The following is a 16,637-nucleotide window of genomic DNA, read 5'->3' as shown; positions in this document are numbered from 1 at the left end:
TTTCAGGGGCTTTTTCGTTTTTGCCTTTTAGTTTAGGGCATTTTTAGGGCATAAACTTTGCCTGGCAAGCCGTTCTGGGCCAACTCTATCTTCAAGTAAGTGCGCCGAATCATTCCTATCTCAATTGCTTTTGTGCATGATGCCTGGATGATGCTCTGGAGTGGTGCAGAGACATCATTCAATTGAACGACAGGGAGTATAGGAATTGAAGCCGACAACAATGGAAAAGCTCACGATCACCATGCTTTGCCAAATTTCTTCGAAGCTTGGCATTGAGGATGGGTTGGATCCCGTACTCGTAGAACAAGCTGTTAGTTGCGACGATATGTGGGTATTAGGTTGGGCATACCCAATGATGTTTCCGGAAATTACTACTCCAGACGAAGTGGCTTTCGTCGGGGACGTTTTCGACATGTTCTCTTTTATTGGAGCGGGGTATGCCGAGCTATCTCCTGAAGACAAAAAACGTGTCGACGTGTCGTCTTCTCATGCGGCGGCTTGGCTTTCGTTCGCAGGATACGATGGGAACAATGAAGGCCGTTACATGAGCATTGCCCACACCATGGTGGAGCGACTGGATCGGTTTTCGGAATTTAAAGGGATCGCTAACCGAAACTCTCACTGCCCGTCCGTTGAGCGGTATGCGCGAATGTATGCTGCATTTGATTCGATGCGTCGCGATATCGTGATGCGCACCATGGATGCTGATGAAATCATTCAAGTTATAAGCGAAGCGGTTCATCCCGACAATCGTTAGCCTTCTTAATTGAGGGGGGAGCCCCCCCTCTCGATTCACGCTTCTCTAAACCCCAGCATCTTTGACACCATACCCGCCATGCTCTTGGTGTCCTTCGGTATCCACCTCCCGTAGTGCTTTCTTACCATCGTGGTATCAGCGTGACCGAGTTGGCGGGCTACCCATTCGACAGGTACATAACTGGAGAGCATCTGACTGGCGAAGGTATGACGACACTGGTTTGCGCCTCTATGTCGAACTTCCGCCTTCTTCAGGTGAGCGGTGAACCAGTTGCTCAAAGTCTTGCTGTTCCATAGCAAGCCGCTGGTTGAGCTGTGGAAAAGAAATCTGACGTTCATCTTTTTCGATGTAATGTTGTCGCGTTGAATCACCGCAATTTCTGAAACGGGGCTTTCGTTAGCGGCAGCTACAATCTCTCGCATCAGTTCGAGCGCGGGATCAATCAGCTCGACGATTCGTACCCTGGGTCTTTCTTTGGGCACCTTGAACTCGCCTACAACAAGAGCCCGGCGCACGTGCACCAGGCCTGCATCAAGGTCGATATCCTCGATCGCAAGTGCAATGAGTTCGGATAGCGAAAGCCCTGCCCAGCAGTTGAACTCAATCATCCTGGCATCAGCCCGCCGAACGGGATCTGCTTTAGCAATGGCTTCAATCTCTGTGCGGCTGAATGGGTCGGCGTGTTCAAGGTCTACGTCGGCCCCGACGTTACTGATCCTATCTAGAGCGTTAGCTTTCAGGATCCCATCACCGAAGGCGTCAGCCCAAACCCCTCGGACCACGGTAAAAATATCATTCACCGTTTTTGGGGCTAACCCTTGCTTGAGCAACTGCGCCTGGAACAACTCGATATCGCTCTTGCTGATGTCGACGATTCGGCGTTTACCGAACTTCTTTTCGACGTGTCCAGCCTTGCTTACGTAGTTGATCACAGTACTTGACGCTTTGAGTGCTCGCTGGACTTCTAACCATCGGTCAATGCCTTCCTTCACGGTGCGTTTCAGTGAGGGGCCTCCTGTGCCCGTGAACATGACAGCCCTAGGTGAGTTAGGGAAGTGGGCCGCATAATCGAAGCGACCCTCTTTGATCTCTGCGAGCACAGTGCGGCGCTTGTTGTCAGCATAGGCGATTGCAGCCTTGTTGACCTTTGCGATCCCCTCCAGTGGCTCACGGCACCGTTGGCCGTTGAGGATGAACCAGATGCGTAACTGTTTACCGTTCATCTCAACGCCGGTCGGCATCTTGTTGATCATGGCTTCCCTTCCATCCAGCGCTCGATGGCCGCACGGTTGTATACAATCACGTTGGCAGGGTCGTAACGCCAGTGTTTGCCCTCAAGCCATAGCCCGCGCGTGCGATATTTACGGACGGCCTCTGTGCTCAGGCCGAACACGGGGTAAAGCAGGTCTTGTCGAAACCAAGCGCCGGGCGTGATGTGGAAGTCAAGTTTCTCGGCGGCGCTCATATAGCGATCTCCCTACCATTGCAGAACATGGGTAAATGGGAGGAATGTCCGTTACTAAAGAAAGAATGAGCTGGACTTTTATCCTCATGGACTGCGTTGGCGAAAGTGATCAAACTCCTTTTTTGTGTAGTGGCTGGGAGCCATTTATGTGGTCCACAGAGATCAAGTTCAACACCAGTTCGGTGTGCAAAGTCCTCCTGTCTCCTCCTGGAGCCCTTTGTGTTGGAGTTGTAATTACGCTGGTTCTCACTGGTTGGTCTAGGGAGAGTGCAGCAGCGTGGGTTCAGGCTCTCGGAGGCATCGCGGCTGTAGGCGCGGCTTTTTATATTGGGAACAGACAGGCGAGAGATACCGCCCGAGCTCGCCGGCAGAGAGATGAAGTTATATTTCGACTTGTCTGCGGTATTGCCAGGCGAGCCTCCGAAGTCAGCCATGTGCTGTTCGTAAATTTCGATTCGTTGCATGAGACCGATATAGCCAAGCGAGTTGAGGTGCTCACAGAGGCCGAAGAACATTTGATTGCTATGAGGGCTGTTAACCCGGTCGATCTCCCTCTGCCGGATATGGTCGAACCGTTCATGGCTATGCGTGGTGCCTTGGAGAAGGCCACAGTTATGGCCCGGCTCCTCTCCGAGCCCAATGTGGACAGGATGAGGTGCGCAACTGTACTGGGCCATAGCTCCCAAAAGATCAGCATTGCTACGAATGTTTTGATAAACATGGAGTTCGCGAGCCACTGATCGAAGTTGTTTATACCCCACGACAGGCTGCGCGAGCGGGCATTCCTGAGCGTTTAGCGTGGCATCAACGAGCGCTGCCCTGCGCAGCTTTTCGTGGGGTATAAGTGCCTCCGCGGTGGCGCTGGAAGGAGCAATAATGCCTGCTGCTGCGCAGCAGAGACTGTTCGTTTCTAGCGTGTCGACACCATCGCTAGTGCGGAGCAAAGCGGGCATGGTGTTGGTGTTGTCCTGGTAAGTCTTCATGCCGCTTTCCTCCGGTGTTCAATAGCGAGTTGGTCCATCAGACGCTGGTGGTAAGTGTTGCGGGCTTCTGCTGCAGGCCATGGGCGGATGGTTTCAACCATGGGCTCGATGCCGACCAAGCAATCCCAGATAGCCGGATCGGTTGGCATGAGGTCGCGGCGTTCGGTCGCCAGAGCAATCAGGTCAGCTTTGTAGATGCAGGCGGGGAGTTCTGGGGCGATGTCGAACCGGTCGCAAACCCGCCACCAGATACAGTCCTCGAAGTGTTGATAGGCGCTGATCCACTGTTTGAGTGGCCTGGTCATGTCACCCAGGTACGCCTCTGGCGCGTCGTGGAGCAAGGCCGCGAGTTTGTGTTCTTCTGGCACCAGCTCGGCGACGATGCAGCTGTGTTGGGCCACGCTGTAAAACTCGCGGGTGTGTCCGTTGAAGCGGCACAGTTGGGCCAGTGAGTGCGAGATGTCCCGTGGATCAATCATGTCGGCGTCAGGTTCGAACAGGTCAAAGCGCTTGCCGGTGGAGGTTAGGATCCAGTTCATGCTGCGTCCTCCAGGTAAATCGAATCCATCTGTGCAGCAATGCGCAGAGCCTTGTCACGCAGAGCAAGCGTCTGAGTCGCCTGGCTGTCGGATTTCACTGCTCGGAAAGTATCGGCCGCGAGCTTGAGTTTTTCTGCAATGGACAAAAGGGGGAGACGATCTCGTGGCTGGATATCTAAAACAAGTTGCAGGTGCCGGCAACGTTCGGAGACCTGCTCCAACTCGGTGGTCCTTGCTGACTCACCCTCGTCCATTCCTTCGATGTAACCCTGTGCGTGACCTTGGTCATAGCCCTCAGCCCGACCGTCCGTTAAGCCGCCCTTGTAGCCGACCCAGTAAAGGATCGCGGCCGCGATAATGAGGCTGATCAGTGCGCATATTTGAACTGCAGTCATGTGGTGTGCTCCTGGTAGTTGGTTGGCCGGTGGTGGCAGCCGTTGGTGTTATAGGTCGGTATCGGTTGAATCGGTTTGCGGTCGCGGCATATCTTCGTCCGCTCGGTAAGCGCGTACATCAATCAGCGCCGCGACATGCTTGATGTGCGCATACCTCAACGCCTTCACACTGTGATCCAGTGTGGTCACCGGCAGCTGAATCCGGCCGCTGTTGATCGCCTCGGTGAAGGTCTTCTCGTTCAGGTTCTTGAAGTAGTGCACGCGCAGCTTTTCCAAGGGGATAAGAACGTCGCCGAAGAGCTGGTGCAGCATCTCTACGGTCGCGCTATCCGGCGCGGGTTGCAGTCTTAGCGGCGTTTGGCTGTTGTTGCTCATGGGTTGCGGCCTCTTTGCGTTTGAGTCGTGATGGGTGGTTCCAGGCATTCAGGCAGTGCCGTTTGGTCAGCTCCCGCAGATGCTCCGGCACTTCGAGGAGTGCGGCGTTGCGCTCCTCTTTTGTGCACATGGCGACGATCTGGCGGGCGTACTCCCTAGGCCACGTCACGGTTGTCTGCCGGGATGGCAGGCAGTTCGAGACCTAATTGCGTGGCCAACCAGGGCATGCCGGCTTGCCGGATCTTGGTTGACTGGCTGAATTGCATGCCGGCTATCTCGTGGTACCAGTTGCCGTTCTTGATCCGCAGGTACTCACGATCACGGACGGGGAAGGCCGGCAGGTTGCGGTCGTTGAGCAAGCCCTTTTCGCGCATCATCGCGATGAGCTTGGGACGGGTGAGGCCAAAGTACTTGGCGGCTTTTTCGAGGCTACGTTCCATGGTGGCCTCCTACGCAGCATGCGCGGCGGGAGTCGCCACGGCTGCCAGGTCAGTGATGGATGCGGCGACCATGGAGTAGATCTCCACGTCACTGCCGTACACCGTGAAGCATTTGGTGCGTGGCTTCTTGACGCCGATGCTCATGATGGTGGTGACACCCGTGCGGGTTTTATTGCGATGTATAGCCAGGTTGATCGGCAACTCAAACCCCATGTCCAAGCTGAGTGCGCCGCCCGTGCGCACTAACTCGAACACCTGCTGCTTGTGTTCAACCTCAAACACTCCATAGCGTCGGTCTGCGTGCGGCAGAGACGATGGTTCCATCGAGAGGTTTGGATCTGTCGGCCCGTTGACGATCTCTTCGATGAAGTCCGCGAGTCTGAGGTGCATCTTCTTGCTGTTGGTCAGGGTCAGCGTGTGGCGTTCGCTGCCCAGTTCAACAGTGAAGAGCGTGTCGGCTTTTCGGCGTTCGACTTTGAGGCGAAAGGCCAGGGTCTGACGCTGGGTCTCGGCGCGCAGGAGGTGGTTGAAGGTTTCTGTCAGGCTGACCTGGGCCTTGAGCAAGGCCAGGGTGCGGTTGTCGAGTTTGTACTTGCTCATGCCGCGTGCCCTCCGCCGTTTGGATCGAATGGTGCAGGCGCGTAGCGCTGCTTTAGCTTGGGTTTGGACGTGATGAAGATGCAGCCGCAATCTTGAGCTAAGCGGCGGATTTCAAAGATACGGGAGGGGTTAGCAGCGGCCGGGTGGACGTGCAGGGTGGCTGTGGTGTGCATGATGTTGCCTCGCTCTGTGGTGGAAGAGTGAGGCTGAATATCAACTGCTGGTTGCAAGATGTCAACTGTTGGTTGATTTGTTTGGCGAGAGGTTCATGGACTTTATGGTGGCCTTTTAGTATCGTTCTTGGACAGAATCTCGAGAGATAAGTATGGAACACTTGAATCAATCGCTGGATCATTTTTTTCGTAATGATTCAAATGTCGTGGTTATAAAAGGAGATTGGGGTGTCGGTAAAACGCATTTTTGGAATTCATATTTTCAAGATCGGAAACGCGCTAAGTTCTTCAAGCAAATGGCGTATAGCTACGTATCGCTGTTCGGTAAAAATTCAGTAGATCAAATACAAAATGAGATATTTTCTTGTGCTGTGAAGTTGGCGACTGATAAAGAAATTAATGAGTATGTTGAGGAGGTTTCATCGGAGAAAAGTAATATAGCTAGTTATCTAGCAGATTTAGCAAGTTCTAATTTTATTAAAGCCCAGCAGGGTGCAAGGAATGGCGTCAATTGGTTTGGAAAATATTTTGAAGTGGCTAAGGAGGTTCCATTCGTAAATAAATTTTCTGGCTTGCTTGATAGGATTGGTAGTGGGCTCATATCTAATTACGTTATCTGTATCGACGATATCGAAAGGAAGGGCAAGGGTCTTAAAATCAAAGAGCTTATGGGGCTCGTTGATGAGCTGGCCAAAAGAAAAGGGTGTAAAGTTGTTTTAATATTTAATGAGCGATCTTTCGACGATGCTGATGATTTAAAGCAGTTTGAATCATACCGTGAGAAAGTGGTAGATGTAGAGCTTCTCTATAAGCCAGCATCAGAAGCAAATTTTAACCATGTTTTTAGTGTTGGAGACTTTGGGTGGGAGGCGGCTAGGGATGTGGTAAGAGCCTTTGATATCACCAATGTAAGGGTGATTAAAAAGATTAAACAGTTGTATGCCCATCATTCGGTCCTTTTAGCTAATGCTAGTCTATCAGTGGTGCATGAATTTAATGTTCATGCTGCTGTTCTAGCTTGGGCATATTTTTCCGTCGGTGCACACCCATCGTGTCACGAAATAAAAAAGCGGATGGCAGGCGGCTCATGGGTGTCGTTATTAAGTTCAAAGTCTGATGATAGTACAGAGTTTAAAGAATTTGCTGCAGCTGCTATAGAGTTGAAATTAGTTGATTCAGTATTGATTGAGCCAATAATGAAGTATTTAGAGCAGGGTTATCCCGATGATTCAAAGCTGAACAAGTGTGTAGCAAATCTTGAAGCAAATGAACTTGTAAACCGCGTGTCATCCGACTGGAACACTACTTGGGATTTGTTTCGGAACTCATTTGCTGAAGATTTTGAAGAGATCACTTGCTCACTAAAGACTTTGTTAATTAATGGTTTGCCGAAATCCGGATTTGGAGATTTTCTTACAGCGATAGATTTCTTAGAGGACGTAGGTGAGGATGTTGAAGATATAGTTGATAGCTTTATTGTTGGAAATTCGCGGGATATAAGCGCGGGATTGTACGGAAACTCTCATAATATTCGAAACCAAAAGCTAAGAGAAGCATTTGAAACTGTTGTCGTTGAAGAGAAAGTTAAGGATATCGATGATGTAACGCAACGCATAGCAAACAGTAAATTCTGGAGTGATGAGGATTATACTTTTCTTAAGCGGCGCACTGTTGATGAGTATTATAGTTGGATGAAGTCAAATCCTGAGAATTTAAATCTGAAGATACGTAAAGGTCTGTTTTTGTTCAAGGGGTACCGAACTCAAACAGATGCCCAGAGGCTCGAGCTCAATAAGTTTCTTGAGGTTGTGACTCAAGCGCTTAAGAAAGTTGCCAATGAAAGCACTTTGAATGCTAAAAGGGTTAAAGATCTTTATGGTGTAGAATAGCTGAGTTTCCCAGGGGTCATTCACTCATGAAGGCCCCGACAACTTTCCCGCAGATGTGCGTTTCCTCGGAAATCTCGATAATTGGATATTGAGGGTTAATGGGTCGCAAAAACTGCCGCCCTGCATCTTCAACCAACACCTTGAAAGTTGCCTCATTTGTTCTAGGCAGGCGAGCAATAACTCGGTCTCCGGTTTTAGTTTCTGCCTCGGGATCAACGAATATGATGCATCCCGCAGGATAACTGCGGCCGGGGCCGGGATTTGTCATAGAGTCGCCAAGCACTTTCAGCGCGTACCCATGGCTGCTGATTGCGACTGGGCAGGAAAGCCATGAGTCCGCATCATAGACCTCAAAATTTGAGATAGCTTCACACCAAGCTCCGGCTTGCACCCAAGAAATAAGTGGCACTTTCCCAAAGCGCTGAGTGACCTCAATAACGTTGCCCCCCTCACCACCTGTAAATTTGCGAACGTTATTTTCGCCAGCCTCTTTTGGCAACACTCCATATTCCAACCATTCCCTGCGTACATTTAGCCATGTGCAGAGTGCAGCAATGCTATCAGCTTCGGCCATTGCCTCCCCATTTAGCCACTTACTAATAGCCTGAGTGGTTTTCCCCACCCCTAAGCTCTTCAATTGGCGATGGATGTCCACACCACGACCCCGGGTGCGAACACCGGCATCGTCTAAGGCTTCGTGTAGGCGCTCGCTGAAAGCTGCGCGGAGTCTATTTTTATCAACCATAAGTTGAGAGTGTCATAAACATTGCGCAATTGTCAGTTGATGTATAAAATCAACCGATAGTTGATAATAGGGGGTTGTCATGTTGGATCCTGCAAATTTTCCAAGCGCGATCGCGTTCGCTTTTGAAGCTGTAGGCGGCATTGGGACCGCCGCGAAGGTGTGCAATCGAAGCTATCAAGCGTTGAACAAATGGCGTCAGGCGGCATGCCTGCCGCGAACCGATTACACAGGTGAAACCAAATATGCCGAGCTGCTCGCTACAGCAGCAAAACAGAAAGGCAATGCCTTCCAAGCAGCTTGGCTGCTGAACGTTTCGGCCCCTCAAAAAGCGGAAGCCTAGCAAGAAAAAAGGCGACCCAAGGGCCGCCCAGTTCCTCCCGGCACACACCACCACAGTGCTGTCGGGTCGCGATAAAGAGTTGCGGGCACACCACATGCAAACCACCTCTCTTTAGCGCGCTTCCAAGGCACGGATGCCTTGGGTTGCTGCCTTTTCCACCACAGATTGGGCAGCTGTTGCGCCAGAGGTGAACAACGGATTGTTCGCCTCGGCACGGTGCCGGTTTCGATCCCTAAGATCTGGCCGGCGTTTGGGCCCTTTCAAGCCGCGCGGCCAATGTAACACCACTGCATGTCGCGCGGCACTGGCAACTTTGTAGGATTAATGCCATGAGCCGAGTCATTTTAAGCTGTGTTGATCGAGCGCAAAGGGAAGTCTTGACGCTCGAATTAGCTCTGTACCACGCCGCACGGGACTATCCCGGCGGTGCCGCTGCAATTGCCGCCACCACCGGCAGAAATGCCACCACGTTGCAGCACAAGTTGTCTCCCACCCATCCGTCTCACACCGTCAATATCCAAGAGTTTGGCGAGATCCTCGAACTGACCAAGGACCGTCGCATTCTCGATGCGGTGCACGCTCTGGTCGGCGACACGACCTGGCAGGAGCTGGCCGAAACCTATACCAGCGACATGCCCGAAACGCTCACCACCGGGATTGCCTCGTACTTCCGGCAGGTGGCTGACCTGGCCGACACCTGGGCCAAGAGCATTGGCGACGGCGTTGTGAGCGATCAGGAACTGGCCGAGATTCGCCTGCAGGTGTTTCGCGGCATACAAGGGCTGCTGGGGATGTTCAACCGCGCCAAGTATGTCAACCAGACAACGCGGGGGACGGACCGTGGCTGATATCGCTGACTTCGCCAACGACCTGGTGCAAGAGCGCCTGGACCAAGCCCTCGCTGCACGTGCTGCCAATAAACCCGCGCCTGTGGCGTATTCATTCCTGTTCTGTGAAGAGTGCGACACGCCAATCCCGTTGGCGCGCCGCCTTGCCAGCCCCGGCTGTACCCAGTGCGTGACTTGCCAATCGCTCGACGAAGCAAGGAAGGCGCGTTATGTCCGATGAGGTATTGAAGGACGTCCTCGGTCAGTTTGCAGACTATGGATTGGAGCCCGAGGAGCCTTTGGTTTTCGGCAAGCTGACCCGCTGCAAAACCTCCCAAGACAAGGGCAAGGAAAAGAACGGTTGGTATGTCGCTCACGAACACCGCACTCAGAAAAACGAAACGCTGATCTTCGGCAGTTTCGGCGACTGGCGTTCGGGCGACACCCAGAAAATTAAAGTTAAACCGGGGCGTTTGACTCCTGAAGAGCGTGAGGTTATGCGCGCCCGGCAGGAAGAGAGCAAGCGCAAGGCCGCTGAGAGCGCTGCAAACAGATCTCGCCGAGCAGCCAGCCGCGCTTCGGGCTTGTTCAAGCGCATGCCCGAAAAGGGTAAGAGCGCCTATCTGGATCGAAAGCAGATCGTTGGCTTCAAGGTTCGCTATGCGCCACGCACCGGCGCATTTTTGGTACCCATGTGTAATGTGCGCGACCAGATCGTCGGCCTGCAGGTGATCTATCCAGCGGCGCGAGAGGACACCGGGCGCGACAAAGAGTATTGGCCCGCCGGCATGTCGAAAGAGGGCGCCTTCCACCTGATCGGCCCGCACCCTGAACCCGGTGAGCCTGTGCTGGTGTGTGAGGGGTACGCCACGGGCGCCAGCCTGCACATGGCGACTTCACTCACGGTAGCTATCGCTTTTGATGCGGGCAACTTGCTGCCAGTCTCCAAGGCCATGCGTGAGCGTTTTCCCGGCTGCCCGCTGATCGTCTGTCGCGATGACGACTGGAAGACCAAACGCCCCAACGGTGACCCCTGGAACCCCGGTGAAGAGAAGGCCAACAACGCCGCGCTGATTGTCGGCGGCCAGGTAGTTGCCCCGGTGTTTTCTGGCGAACGCGAGATCAAGTGGACCGACTTCAACGACTTGCACGTCGCCGAGGGATTGGAGGCCGTCCGCCGCCAGGTGCTGGCGGTGGTCAATCCTCCTGCAGCGGGTGGTTGGAAGGATCAGCTCGCCCGCACCGAAAACGGCTCCCTGATCGCGCACATGCAAAACGTCGAGCTGATCCTGGGTAATGACGAACGCTGGGCCGGTGTTATTGGCTACAGCGTGTTCAGCTCCAAGATCGTCAAGCTGCGGTCTGCGCCCTTCGGCGGCGGTGCCGGTGACTGGGCCGATATCGACGATATGCGGGTGATGAAGTGGCTCGCGCAGCAGTACAACCTGCGTGTGAAGGCGTCCCATGTGATCGAGGCGGTCAGCGTGGTTGCCCACGACCATGCCTTTCACCCGGTGCGCGAGTATCTGGAAAAGCTGGAATGGGACCGCGTACCTCGTATTGAAACCTGGCTGACCGACGTGCTGGGCGTCAACGCCAGCGAGTACTCGGCCAAGGTCGGCAAGCGCTGGCTGATCTCCGCAGTCGCACGGGTGATGCGCCCAGGCTGTAAGGCCGACTCGGTGATGATCCTCGAAGGCGGGCAGGGCGCTGGTAAGTCCACAGCCATGGGCGTACTCGGCGGCGAGTGGTTTATGGACACGCCTTTTGCCCTCGGTGACAAGGACAGTTTCCAGGCGATTCGCGGCAAGTGGATTGTCGAACTGGGCGAGTTGGACAGCTTCAACAAGGCTGAAAGTACCAAGGCCAAGCAGTTCTTCTCGGCGTCCACCGACACCTACCGCGAGAGCTACGGCCGCAGAACGAATGACGTGCCACGCCAGTGTGTTTTCGTGGGCACTACCAACCAAGAGGAATACCTCAAGGACGCCACGGGCAATCGCCGTTACTGGCCGGTGTTCTGTAACAAGGTCGATCTGGAGCAACTGCGGGAGATCCGCGACCAGCTGTGGGCCGAGGCGTTGTTCTGCTTCGAAGCGGGCGACATCTGGTGGGTAACCAAAGACGAATCATGGATGTTTGCCGAGGCCCAGGACGAACGCTTTGTGGTGGACGAATGGGAGGGGCCGATTCTGGCCTGGCTGGAGGAATCGCAGATCGGCGAAACCGCCACCGGCAACGAGGTTCTGACTCAGGCGCTGAAGCTGGACTTCGGTCATTGGGGCAAGCCTGAGCAGATGCGAGTCGGGGCGATCATGCACCGGCTGGGTTGGCGGAAAAAGCGTATGCCAGCTCTGCCGAAAAGCGGTGTGCGGCCATGGGCCTATGAAAAGCCTGCGGGTTGGGGGCGTACGTCTGCGCTGCAGGGCTCAGCGATAGAGGAGCCATGCTTTGATTAAAGAGATCGATGCGCGCCTGCGGATGTGGGCAGAAGAGCTGCACAGCGACTTTACCAAGGGCGGGCTCGCTGGCGGCAACATGGTTGCCATGATGATGGAGAGCAATGGTCAGTTGATTCGCGGACGGCGTGCTTTTCGTGCGCCGCTCGAGGGCTCACTCGATATAGAGCTTATCGTGACCAAGCATCTGGACCCGCTGCTTGTGACCGTTGTTCGTGAGCATTACTGCAACCACGACACCAACATGCGCTTGAAGTACGCCCATTGCGACTGTGGGCGCGATACTTACTACTTGCGCTTGCACGAAGCTCACATGCAAATCGCTTTCATGCTGATGGGGCAGGCTGCATGACCCTCGGCGTCACTCCGCGTTTCTCTGTCCAACCCTCTGCCCCTGTCCGGCTGCCACCAAGTGCGGTTGGACAGGCGCAGGCCGCGCCGTTGTTGGCCTGTCCTACCGTCCAACCTTTACCCGCCCCACGCACACATGAGCATAGCGGGCACGTATTCGCGCCCATGGCGCGCACGCGTGCTTTTAGCTTTCTCTCTATACACAAGAGAAAAGTAAAAAAGGTAGGACAGTAGGGCAGAGCCCCGTATTCAGGCGCCTGTAGCTGTCCTACTTCGATTCAGAATAGTGGGACAGGTCAGACAAGGCACCAGAAGCGATAGCCGATTGAATGCGTTGTCCCTGCGTTGCACCTGCGTCATACCTGTATTGCACCCGTATTGCGCCATGGCATTAAAACTCCCTTGCTGCCACCGGAATCCACCTGTAAAAAGTACCCATCTTCGATAGGTGCGACCGCAAAAGTAGTACATAGAACCGGCCAATGGCCGGTTTTTTATTAAGTGTTTTTTGAGCCTCTACCCAGGTTCGCAAACAGGAAAAATCCAGCCCATATAAAACCGCAGATGGACAAGAAGTTGATTATGAGATCAACGATCTCTATTCGCGTTATCGGAGCATTGCTTCGAGCGAATTGGACGACCTCTTGCACGGACATGTAGATAAGCGCTGCCAAGACGAGGTAGAAGACCCCGATCATTACGGTTGAGCTAACCGCGCGCAATGCGTTGCGTAGCTGCGTTCTTCTTTCAGCCTCTAAGCCATACAGCGCCAACAAAATTGCAATCACCGCGCATGCTGTCTGGATTAAGTCATGTACTGCCAAAAGTGATTCCTCTTCGTTGAGATAATGGCGCAGTCATTTTTTGAAAGAGCGCTTCCCAGTTTTACGGCCACATATCCTTTTTCCTTAATTTTCTGAGGCTTCGCGTATGACGAACGAGCAGCAAGCGCTTATTGATATGCCGATCTGGATGGTGATCGTACTGTCCCTGGTCGGTGGAATTTCCGGCGAGGCATGGCGGGCAGACAAAGCGGGGGTAAGCGGCTGGTCCTTGATTCGCCGCTTGCTCCTCAGGTCCGGCGCCTGCGTGGTCTGCGGGCTTTCCACCATGATGTTGTTGCACGCATCAGGCATGTCGGTGTTGGCGGCGGGGAGCATCGGCTGCCTCACCGCAATGGCCGGCGCCGATGTCGCCATCGGCCTGTACGAACGCTGGGCTGCCAAGCGGTTGGGCGTGTGCGATGTACCACCCTCAGGCGGTGCGCAGGGGTGATGCTCTGGAGGCCACGTAATACGTGGCTTGTAGGGCTGCGCACCAAAATGAAGCGCCGACGGGGCGCCGGGGACCCTGGCGGCATCCGAGGGACACGGGGCATGAAACCCGCGGGAAAGCGTTAGCGGGAGGCCCGCCAGCTTACTGAAATTCAATCCATTGAAATTGAAAGGTTTCCATTGAAAAGCCGTTGAAAAGGAGGGCTTATGACGGATTCACTGTTCCTGTCTAAAAGCGCTTTCGCGGTTCGCATCGGCAGGACGCCGAGTTACATCACCTGGCTGAAGGACAACAACCGCCTGGTGCTTTCGCCGGATGGCAAGAAAGTGGACGTGCTGGCAACCGAAGCACTGATCCTCGAAACCGCCGACCCCAGCAAGGCCGCCGTCGCGGCTCGACACCAGCAAGACCGGATCCAGCGCGACGTTTACAGCCAACTGTCTCCCTTGGTCGAGCCGACTAACACGGCTGCGCCGCAGCAGCCTATTACCGGTGGTGCCAAGGGCCACGACTTCCAGAAGGCTCGCGCCATGCGCGAACACAACCTTGCGCAGTTGGCCGAGATCGAGCTGCACAAGGCGCAGGGCTCGCTGGTCGCGAGAGAGGCTGTTGAGCTGGGCGCCTACAACGCCGGGCGGCATCTGCGGGATCAGTTGTTCGGTCTGTTGCCGCAGCTGTCCCACAAGCTGGCAGTCATGACTGACCCTTGGGACATCGAAAAACAACTGGCGGCTACGCTCCGCAAAACGCTGGAAGAGGCTGAACGCATGTCCTCATCCGACCTTGAACGTGCAATGACTTCGAGCTGACCTATGCACCCGGAAATCCCTGACGGTGAGAAGGTCTTCCGTGAGGCGTATTTCCGTGGGCTGCATCCCGACCCAGATCTCTGGATCGACGAGTGGGCCGACGAGTACATGCGCATCCCGCGAGACACTGGCGCCCCTGAGCCCGGTCAATACCGCACCGAGCGGACGCCGTATGCTCGCGAGCCCATGCGCTGCCTGTCACCGGCTCACCCGTGCCGGCGAGTGGTCACCATGGTGGCCTCGCAGCTGATGAAAACGCAGATCGCTTTGAACTGGATGGGCGGTCTGATCCATATGGCACCGTCCAACATTCTGGCGCTGCTGCCGAGTCTGAGCCTGTCGAAACGCGTTTCCGGGCGGATCAGCAAATACGACACCGGCCCGTTGGCCGCCAAGCTGGGGAACACGCCCGAGGCCGATGGTGATGGTCAGCGCTACCGTGGCCGTGGGCTGATCCAGATCACCGGCCACAACAACTACCTGCGCTGCAGCCTGGCGCTGTTCGGCGATGAGCGATTGCTGCGTACACCTGAGCTGTTGGAACAGCCGGAATGGGCGGCAGAGTCGGCAGCGTGGTTCTGGTCGATAAACGGGCTGAATGCGCTCGCGGATCAAGATCAGTTCAACACCATCACCCGCCGAATCAATGGCGGCCTCAACGGTCTGGAGGATCGGCTGCAGCTGTGGGGCAGGGCGAGGGCAGTGTTATGCGTCTCTTCGAGCTGATCCCTGTGCAATTCCGTCTCGCCGTCATTGGCGTGCTGTTGCTGATCGTAGCCGTTGGATCTGCGGGGTTAGCCTGGACTGCGCAGGAGTGGCGTTACGGCCGCGCTCTGGAGCGCCAAGCCAGACTGCAGGCGGACACCCTCAACGAGATATCCCAGGCGTCTGCTGCGCTGCAGCGTACCGAGCAGGACAAGCGCCTGGCACTGGAACTGCGCCTGCAGAGCAAAGACGAAACTCACCACAAGGAATTGACTGATGAGCAAACGAAGCAGGCTCGCCTGCGTGATCGTCTGGCTACTGCTGATTTGCGGCTGTCAGTCGTACTCGCCGCCACCGAAACCACCAGCAGCTGTGCAATGCCAACCACCACCGCCACCGGCCGCGTGGTTCATGGCCCCACAAGAGCCCAACTTGACCCAGCGCATGCTCAACGAATTATCGGCATCACCGATGCCGGCGACCAAGGATTGATCGCCCTGCGGGCCTGTCAGGCCTACGCAAAAGAACTTTCCACACCGAAGTAAAAGGAGCGGCCGGGCAGGATGCGTCAACATCCAACCCGGCCACCTTCCCTGCAGAACGTCCCTGCAAGTCCAGCCAAGGCTCCTGCTTCGTGCACAAAGCGGAGCGAGCCTAGCACTGTTTATCCATACAGCAAAGGTCTTGCTTTTTATGTCCACACCCATCATCCCTTGGATGGGCGGCAAACGCCGCCTGGCCGACCGCCTTATCCCTCTCTTCCCACCCCACGAATGCTACGTTGAAGTGTTCGCCGGCGGCGCCGCGCTTTACTTCATGCGTCCCCAGGCCGCGCCCGTTGAAGTCCTCAACGACATCAACGGCGACCTGGTGACGCTGTACCGCGTCGTGCAGAACCACCTGGAAGAATTCGTGCGCCAGTTCAAGTGGGCGCTCAGTTCTCGGCAGGTGTTCGAGTGGCAGAAGATGACCCGCCCTGAAACCCTCACCGACATCCAGCGCGCCGCTCGATTCTTCTACCTGCAACACCATGCCTTTGCCGGCAAGGTGACGGGGCAGACGTTTGGTACCGCGACTACCGGCCCTGCGATCAATCTGCTGCGGATTGAGGAAAATCTATCTGCAGCGTGGCAGCGCTTGTCGGGCACCTACGTCGAAAACCTCCCCTGGCTTGACTGCGCGGAACGCTACGACCGCGCTCACACCTTCCACTATATGGATCCGCCTTACTGGCAGACGGCCGGTTATGGCGTGGATTTTCCCTTTGAGAATTACGAGCGCATGGCTGACTTCATGCGACGGTGTAAAGGTAAGGTGATGGTTAGCATCAACGATCATCCGGATATCCGGCGAGTGTTTGAAGGGTTTCATTTTGAGGCTGTCAACATAAAGTACAGCACGTCCAACCAAAGGAAAGGGAAGGCGGAGTGCAGCGTGGAATTGGTTTTTATGAACTGGGAACCCTCTGCTCTGGAAGCTCTATTTTAGGTGGCGTTATGCCATCTTCGCC

21 protein-coding genes are annotated in these 16,637 nt (G+C 54.9%); 12 read left to right on the top strand and 9 right to left on the bottom strand.

Going from position 1 to position 16,637, the window contains the following annotated elements; translation table 11 throughout:
* The first annotated feature begins 205 nt into the window (after positions 1–205).
* Positions 206–757, top strand: coding sequence for a YfbU family protein (locus AB4P94_RS30055; protein ID WP_395608689.1), 552 nt, complete (start codon positions 206–208; stop codon positions 755–757).
* A gap of 35 nt (positions 758–792) precedes the next feature.
* Here AB4P94_RS30055 and AB4P94_RS30050 read toward each other — a convergent pair whose 3' ends face one another.
* The 8 genes from AB4P94_RS30050 to AB4P94_RS30015 form a co-directional block, all read right to left on the bottom strand.
* Entirely contained in the window at positions 793–2,010 is a 1,218-nt protein-coding gene (locus AB4P94_RS30050; RefSeq protein ID WP_395608688.1) for an Arm DNA-binding domain-containing protein, read from the bottom strand.
* Positions 2,007–2,222 carry an excisionase family protein gene (xisR, locus tag AB4P94_RS30045; protein WP_008036021.1) on the bottom strand — a complete coding sequence of 72 codons (216 nt, stop codon included), beginning with the start codon at positions 2,220–2,222 and terminating at the stop codon, positions 2,007–2,009. Before xisR ends, AB4P94_RS30050 begins: the two co-directional genes overlap by 4 nt.
* The gene (locus tag AB4P94_RS30040; RefSeq protein ID WP_395608687.1) at positions 2,219–3,205 is read right to left on the bottom strand and encodes a hypothetical protein; all 987 of its coding nucleotides are present in this window, start codon (positions 3,203–3,205) and stop codon (positions 2,219–2,221) included. The genes xisR and AB4P94_RS30040 overlap by 4 nt, the downstream gene beginning before the upstream one ends.
* Entirely contained in the window at positions 3,202–3,744 is a 543-nt protein-coding gene (locus AB4P94_RS30035) for a phosphohydrolase (protein WP_395608686.1), read from the bottom strand. The genes AB4P94_RS30040 and AB4P94_RS30035 overlap by 4 nt, the downstream gene beginning before the upstream one ends.
* Positions 3,741–4,139, bottom strand: coding sequence for a hypothetical protein (locus AB4P94_RS30030; protein WP_395608685.1), 399 nt, complete (start codon positions 4,137–4,139; stop codon positions 3,741–3,743). The genes AB4P94_RS30035 and AB4P94_RS30030 overlap by 4 nt, the downstream gene beginning before the upstream one ends.
* A gap of 48 nt (positions 4,140–4,187) precedes the next feature.
* Positions 4,188–4,514, bottom strand: a complete 327-nt coding sequence (locus tag AB4P94_RS30025) for a pyocin activator PrtN family protein (protein WP_395608684.1) — start codon at positions 4,512–4,514, stop codon at positions 4,188–4,190.
* Between the two features lie 155 nt (positions 4,515–4,669).
* On the bottom strand, positions 4,670–4,954 hold the full coding sequence (locus AB4P94_RS30020; RefSeq protein ID WP_395608683.1) for a phage antirepressor KilAC domain-containing protein: 285 nt from the start codon (positions 4,952–4,954) through the stop codon (positions 4,670–4,672).
* Between the two features lie 9 nt (positions 4,955–4,963).
* Positions 4,964–5,554, bottom strand: a complete 591-nt coding sequence (locus AB4P94_RS30015) for a hypothetical protein (RefSeq protein WP_395608682.1) — start codon at positions 5,552–5,554, stop codon at positions 4,964–4,966.
* Between the two features lie 325 nt (positions 5,555–5,879).
* Between AB4P94_RS30015 and AB4P94_RS30010 the strand changes: the two genes are divergently transcribed.
* A complete protein-coding gene (locus AB4P94_RS30010; RefSeq protein WP_395608681.1) occupies positions 5,880–7,616 on the top strand; it encodes a P-loop NTPase fold protein in 1,737 nt (578 codons plus the stop codon).
* A gap of 16 nt (positions 7,617–7,632) precedes the next feature.
* Here the strand turns inward: AB4P94_RS30010 and AB4P94_RS30005 are convergent, their stop codons facing one another.
* On the bottom strand, positions 7,633–8,361 hold the full coding sequence (locus AB4P94_RS30005) for a LexA family protein (RefSeq protein WP_395608680.1): 729 nt from the start codon (positions 8,359–8,361) through the stop codon (positions 7,633–7,635).
* A 79-nt stretch (positions 8,362–8,440) separates the two neighbouring features.
* Between AB4P94_RS30005 and AB4P94_RS30000 the strand changes: the two genes are divergently transcribed.
* The 10 genes from AB4P94_RS30000 (at position 8,441) to AB4P94_RS29955 (ending at position 16,615) form a co-directional block, all read left to right on the top strand.
* Positions 8,441–8,701 carry a hypothetical protein gene (locus AB4P94_RS30000; protein ID WP_395608679.1) on the top strand — a complete coding sequence of 87 codons (261 nt, stop codon included), beginning with the start codon at positions 8,441–8,443 and terminating at the stop codon, positions 8,699–8,701.
* A gap of 329 nt (positions 8,702–9,030) precedes the next feature.
* On the top strand, positions 9,031–9,549 hold the full coding sequence (locus tag AB4P94_RS29995; protein ID WP_395608678.1) for a phage regulatory CII family protein: 519 nt from the start codon (positions 9,031–9,033) through the stop codon (positions 9,547–9,549).
* On the top strand, positions 9,542–9,769 hold the full coding sequence (locus AB4P94_RS29990; protein WP_395608677.1) for a TraR/DksA family transcriptional regulator: 228 nt from the start codon (positions 9,542–9,544) through the stop codon (positions 9,767–9,769). Before AB4P94_RS29995 ends, AB4P94_RS29990 begins: the two co-directional genes overlap by 8 nt.
* On the top strand, positions 9,759–11,987 hold the full coding sequence (locus tag AB4P94_RS29985; RefSeq protein WP_395608676.1) for a VapE domain-containing protein: 2,229 nt from the start codon (positions 9,759–9,761) through the stop codon (positions 11,985–11,987). The genes AB4P94_RS29990 and AB4P94_RS29985 overlap by 11 nt, the downstream gene beginning before the upstream one ends.
* On the top strand, positions 11,980–12,339 hold the full coding sequence (locus AB4P94_RS29980; RefSeq protein WP_395608675.1) for a hypothetical protein: 360 nt from the start codon (positions 11,980–11,982) through the stop codon (positions 12,337–12,339). Before AB4P94_RS29985 ends, AB4P94_RS29980 begins: the two co-directional genes overlap by 8 nt.
* A gap of 929 nt (positions 12,340–13,268) precedes the next feature.
* The gene (locus tag AB4P94_RS29975) at positions 13,269–13,613 is read left to right on the top strand and encodes a phage holin family protein (RefSeq protein WP_395608674.1); all 345 of its coding nucleotides are present in this window, start codon (positions 13,269–13,271) and stop codon (positions 13,611–13,613) included.
* Between the two features lie 206 nt (positions 13,614–13,819).
* On the top strand, positions 13,820–14,422 hold the full coding sequence (locus tag AB4P94_RS29970) for a terminase small subunit (RefSeq protein WP_395608673.1): 603 nt from the start codon (positions 13,820–13,822) through the stop codon (positions 14,420–14,422).
* Between the two features lie 3 nt (positions 14,423–14,425).
* The gene (locus AB4P94_RS29965; protein WP_395608672.1) at positions 14,426–15,148 is read left to right on the top strand and encodes a phage terminase large subunit family protein; all 723 of its coding nucleotides are present in this window, start codon (positions 14,426–14,428) and stop codon (positions 15,146–15,148) included.
* Positions 15,130–15,672 (top strand): lysis protein, encoded by a 543-nt coding sequence (locus AB4P94_RS29960; protein ID WP_395608671.1) that lies wholly within the window; start codon positions 15,130–15,132, stop codon positions 15,670–15,672. The genes AB4P94_RS29965 and AB4P94_RS29960 overlap by 19 nt, the downstream gene beginning before the upstream one ends.
* Positions 15,673–15,820: 148 nt before the next feature.
* On the top strand, positions 15,821–16,615 hold the full coding sequence (locus AB4P94_RS29955; RefSeq protein ID WP_395608670.1) for a DNA adenine methylase: 795 nt from the start codon (positions 15,821–15,823) through the stop codon (positions 16,613–16,615).
* Positions 16,616–16,637: the final 22 nt, after the last annotated feature.

Origin of the sequence: Pseudomonas sp. B22129 (assembly GCF_044218875.1) — a bacterium.
GTDB lineage: Bacteria > Pseudomonadota > Gammaproteobacteria > Pseudomonadales > Pseudomonadaceae > Aquipseudomonas.
This window is presented reverse-complemented; position numbering and strand designations above follow the sequence as displayed.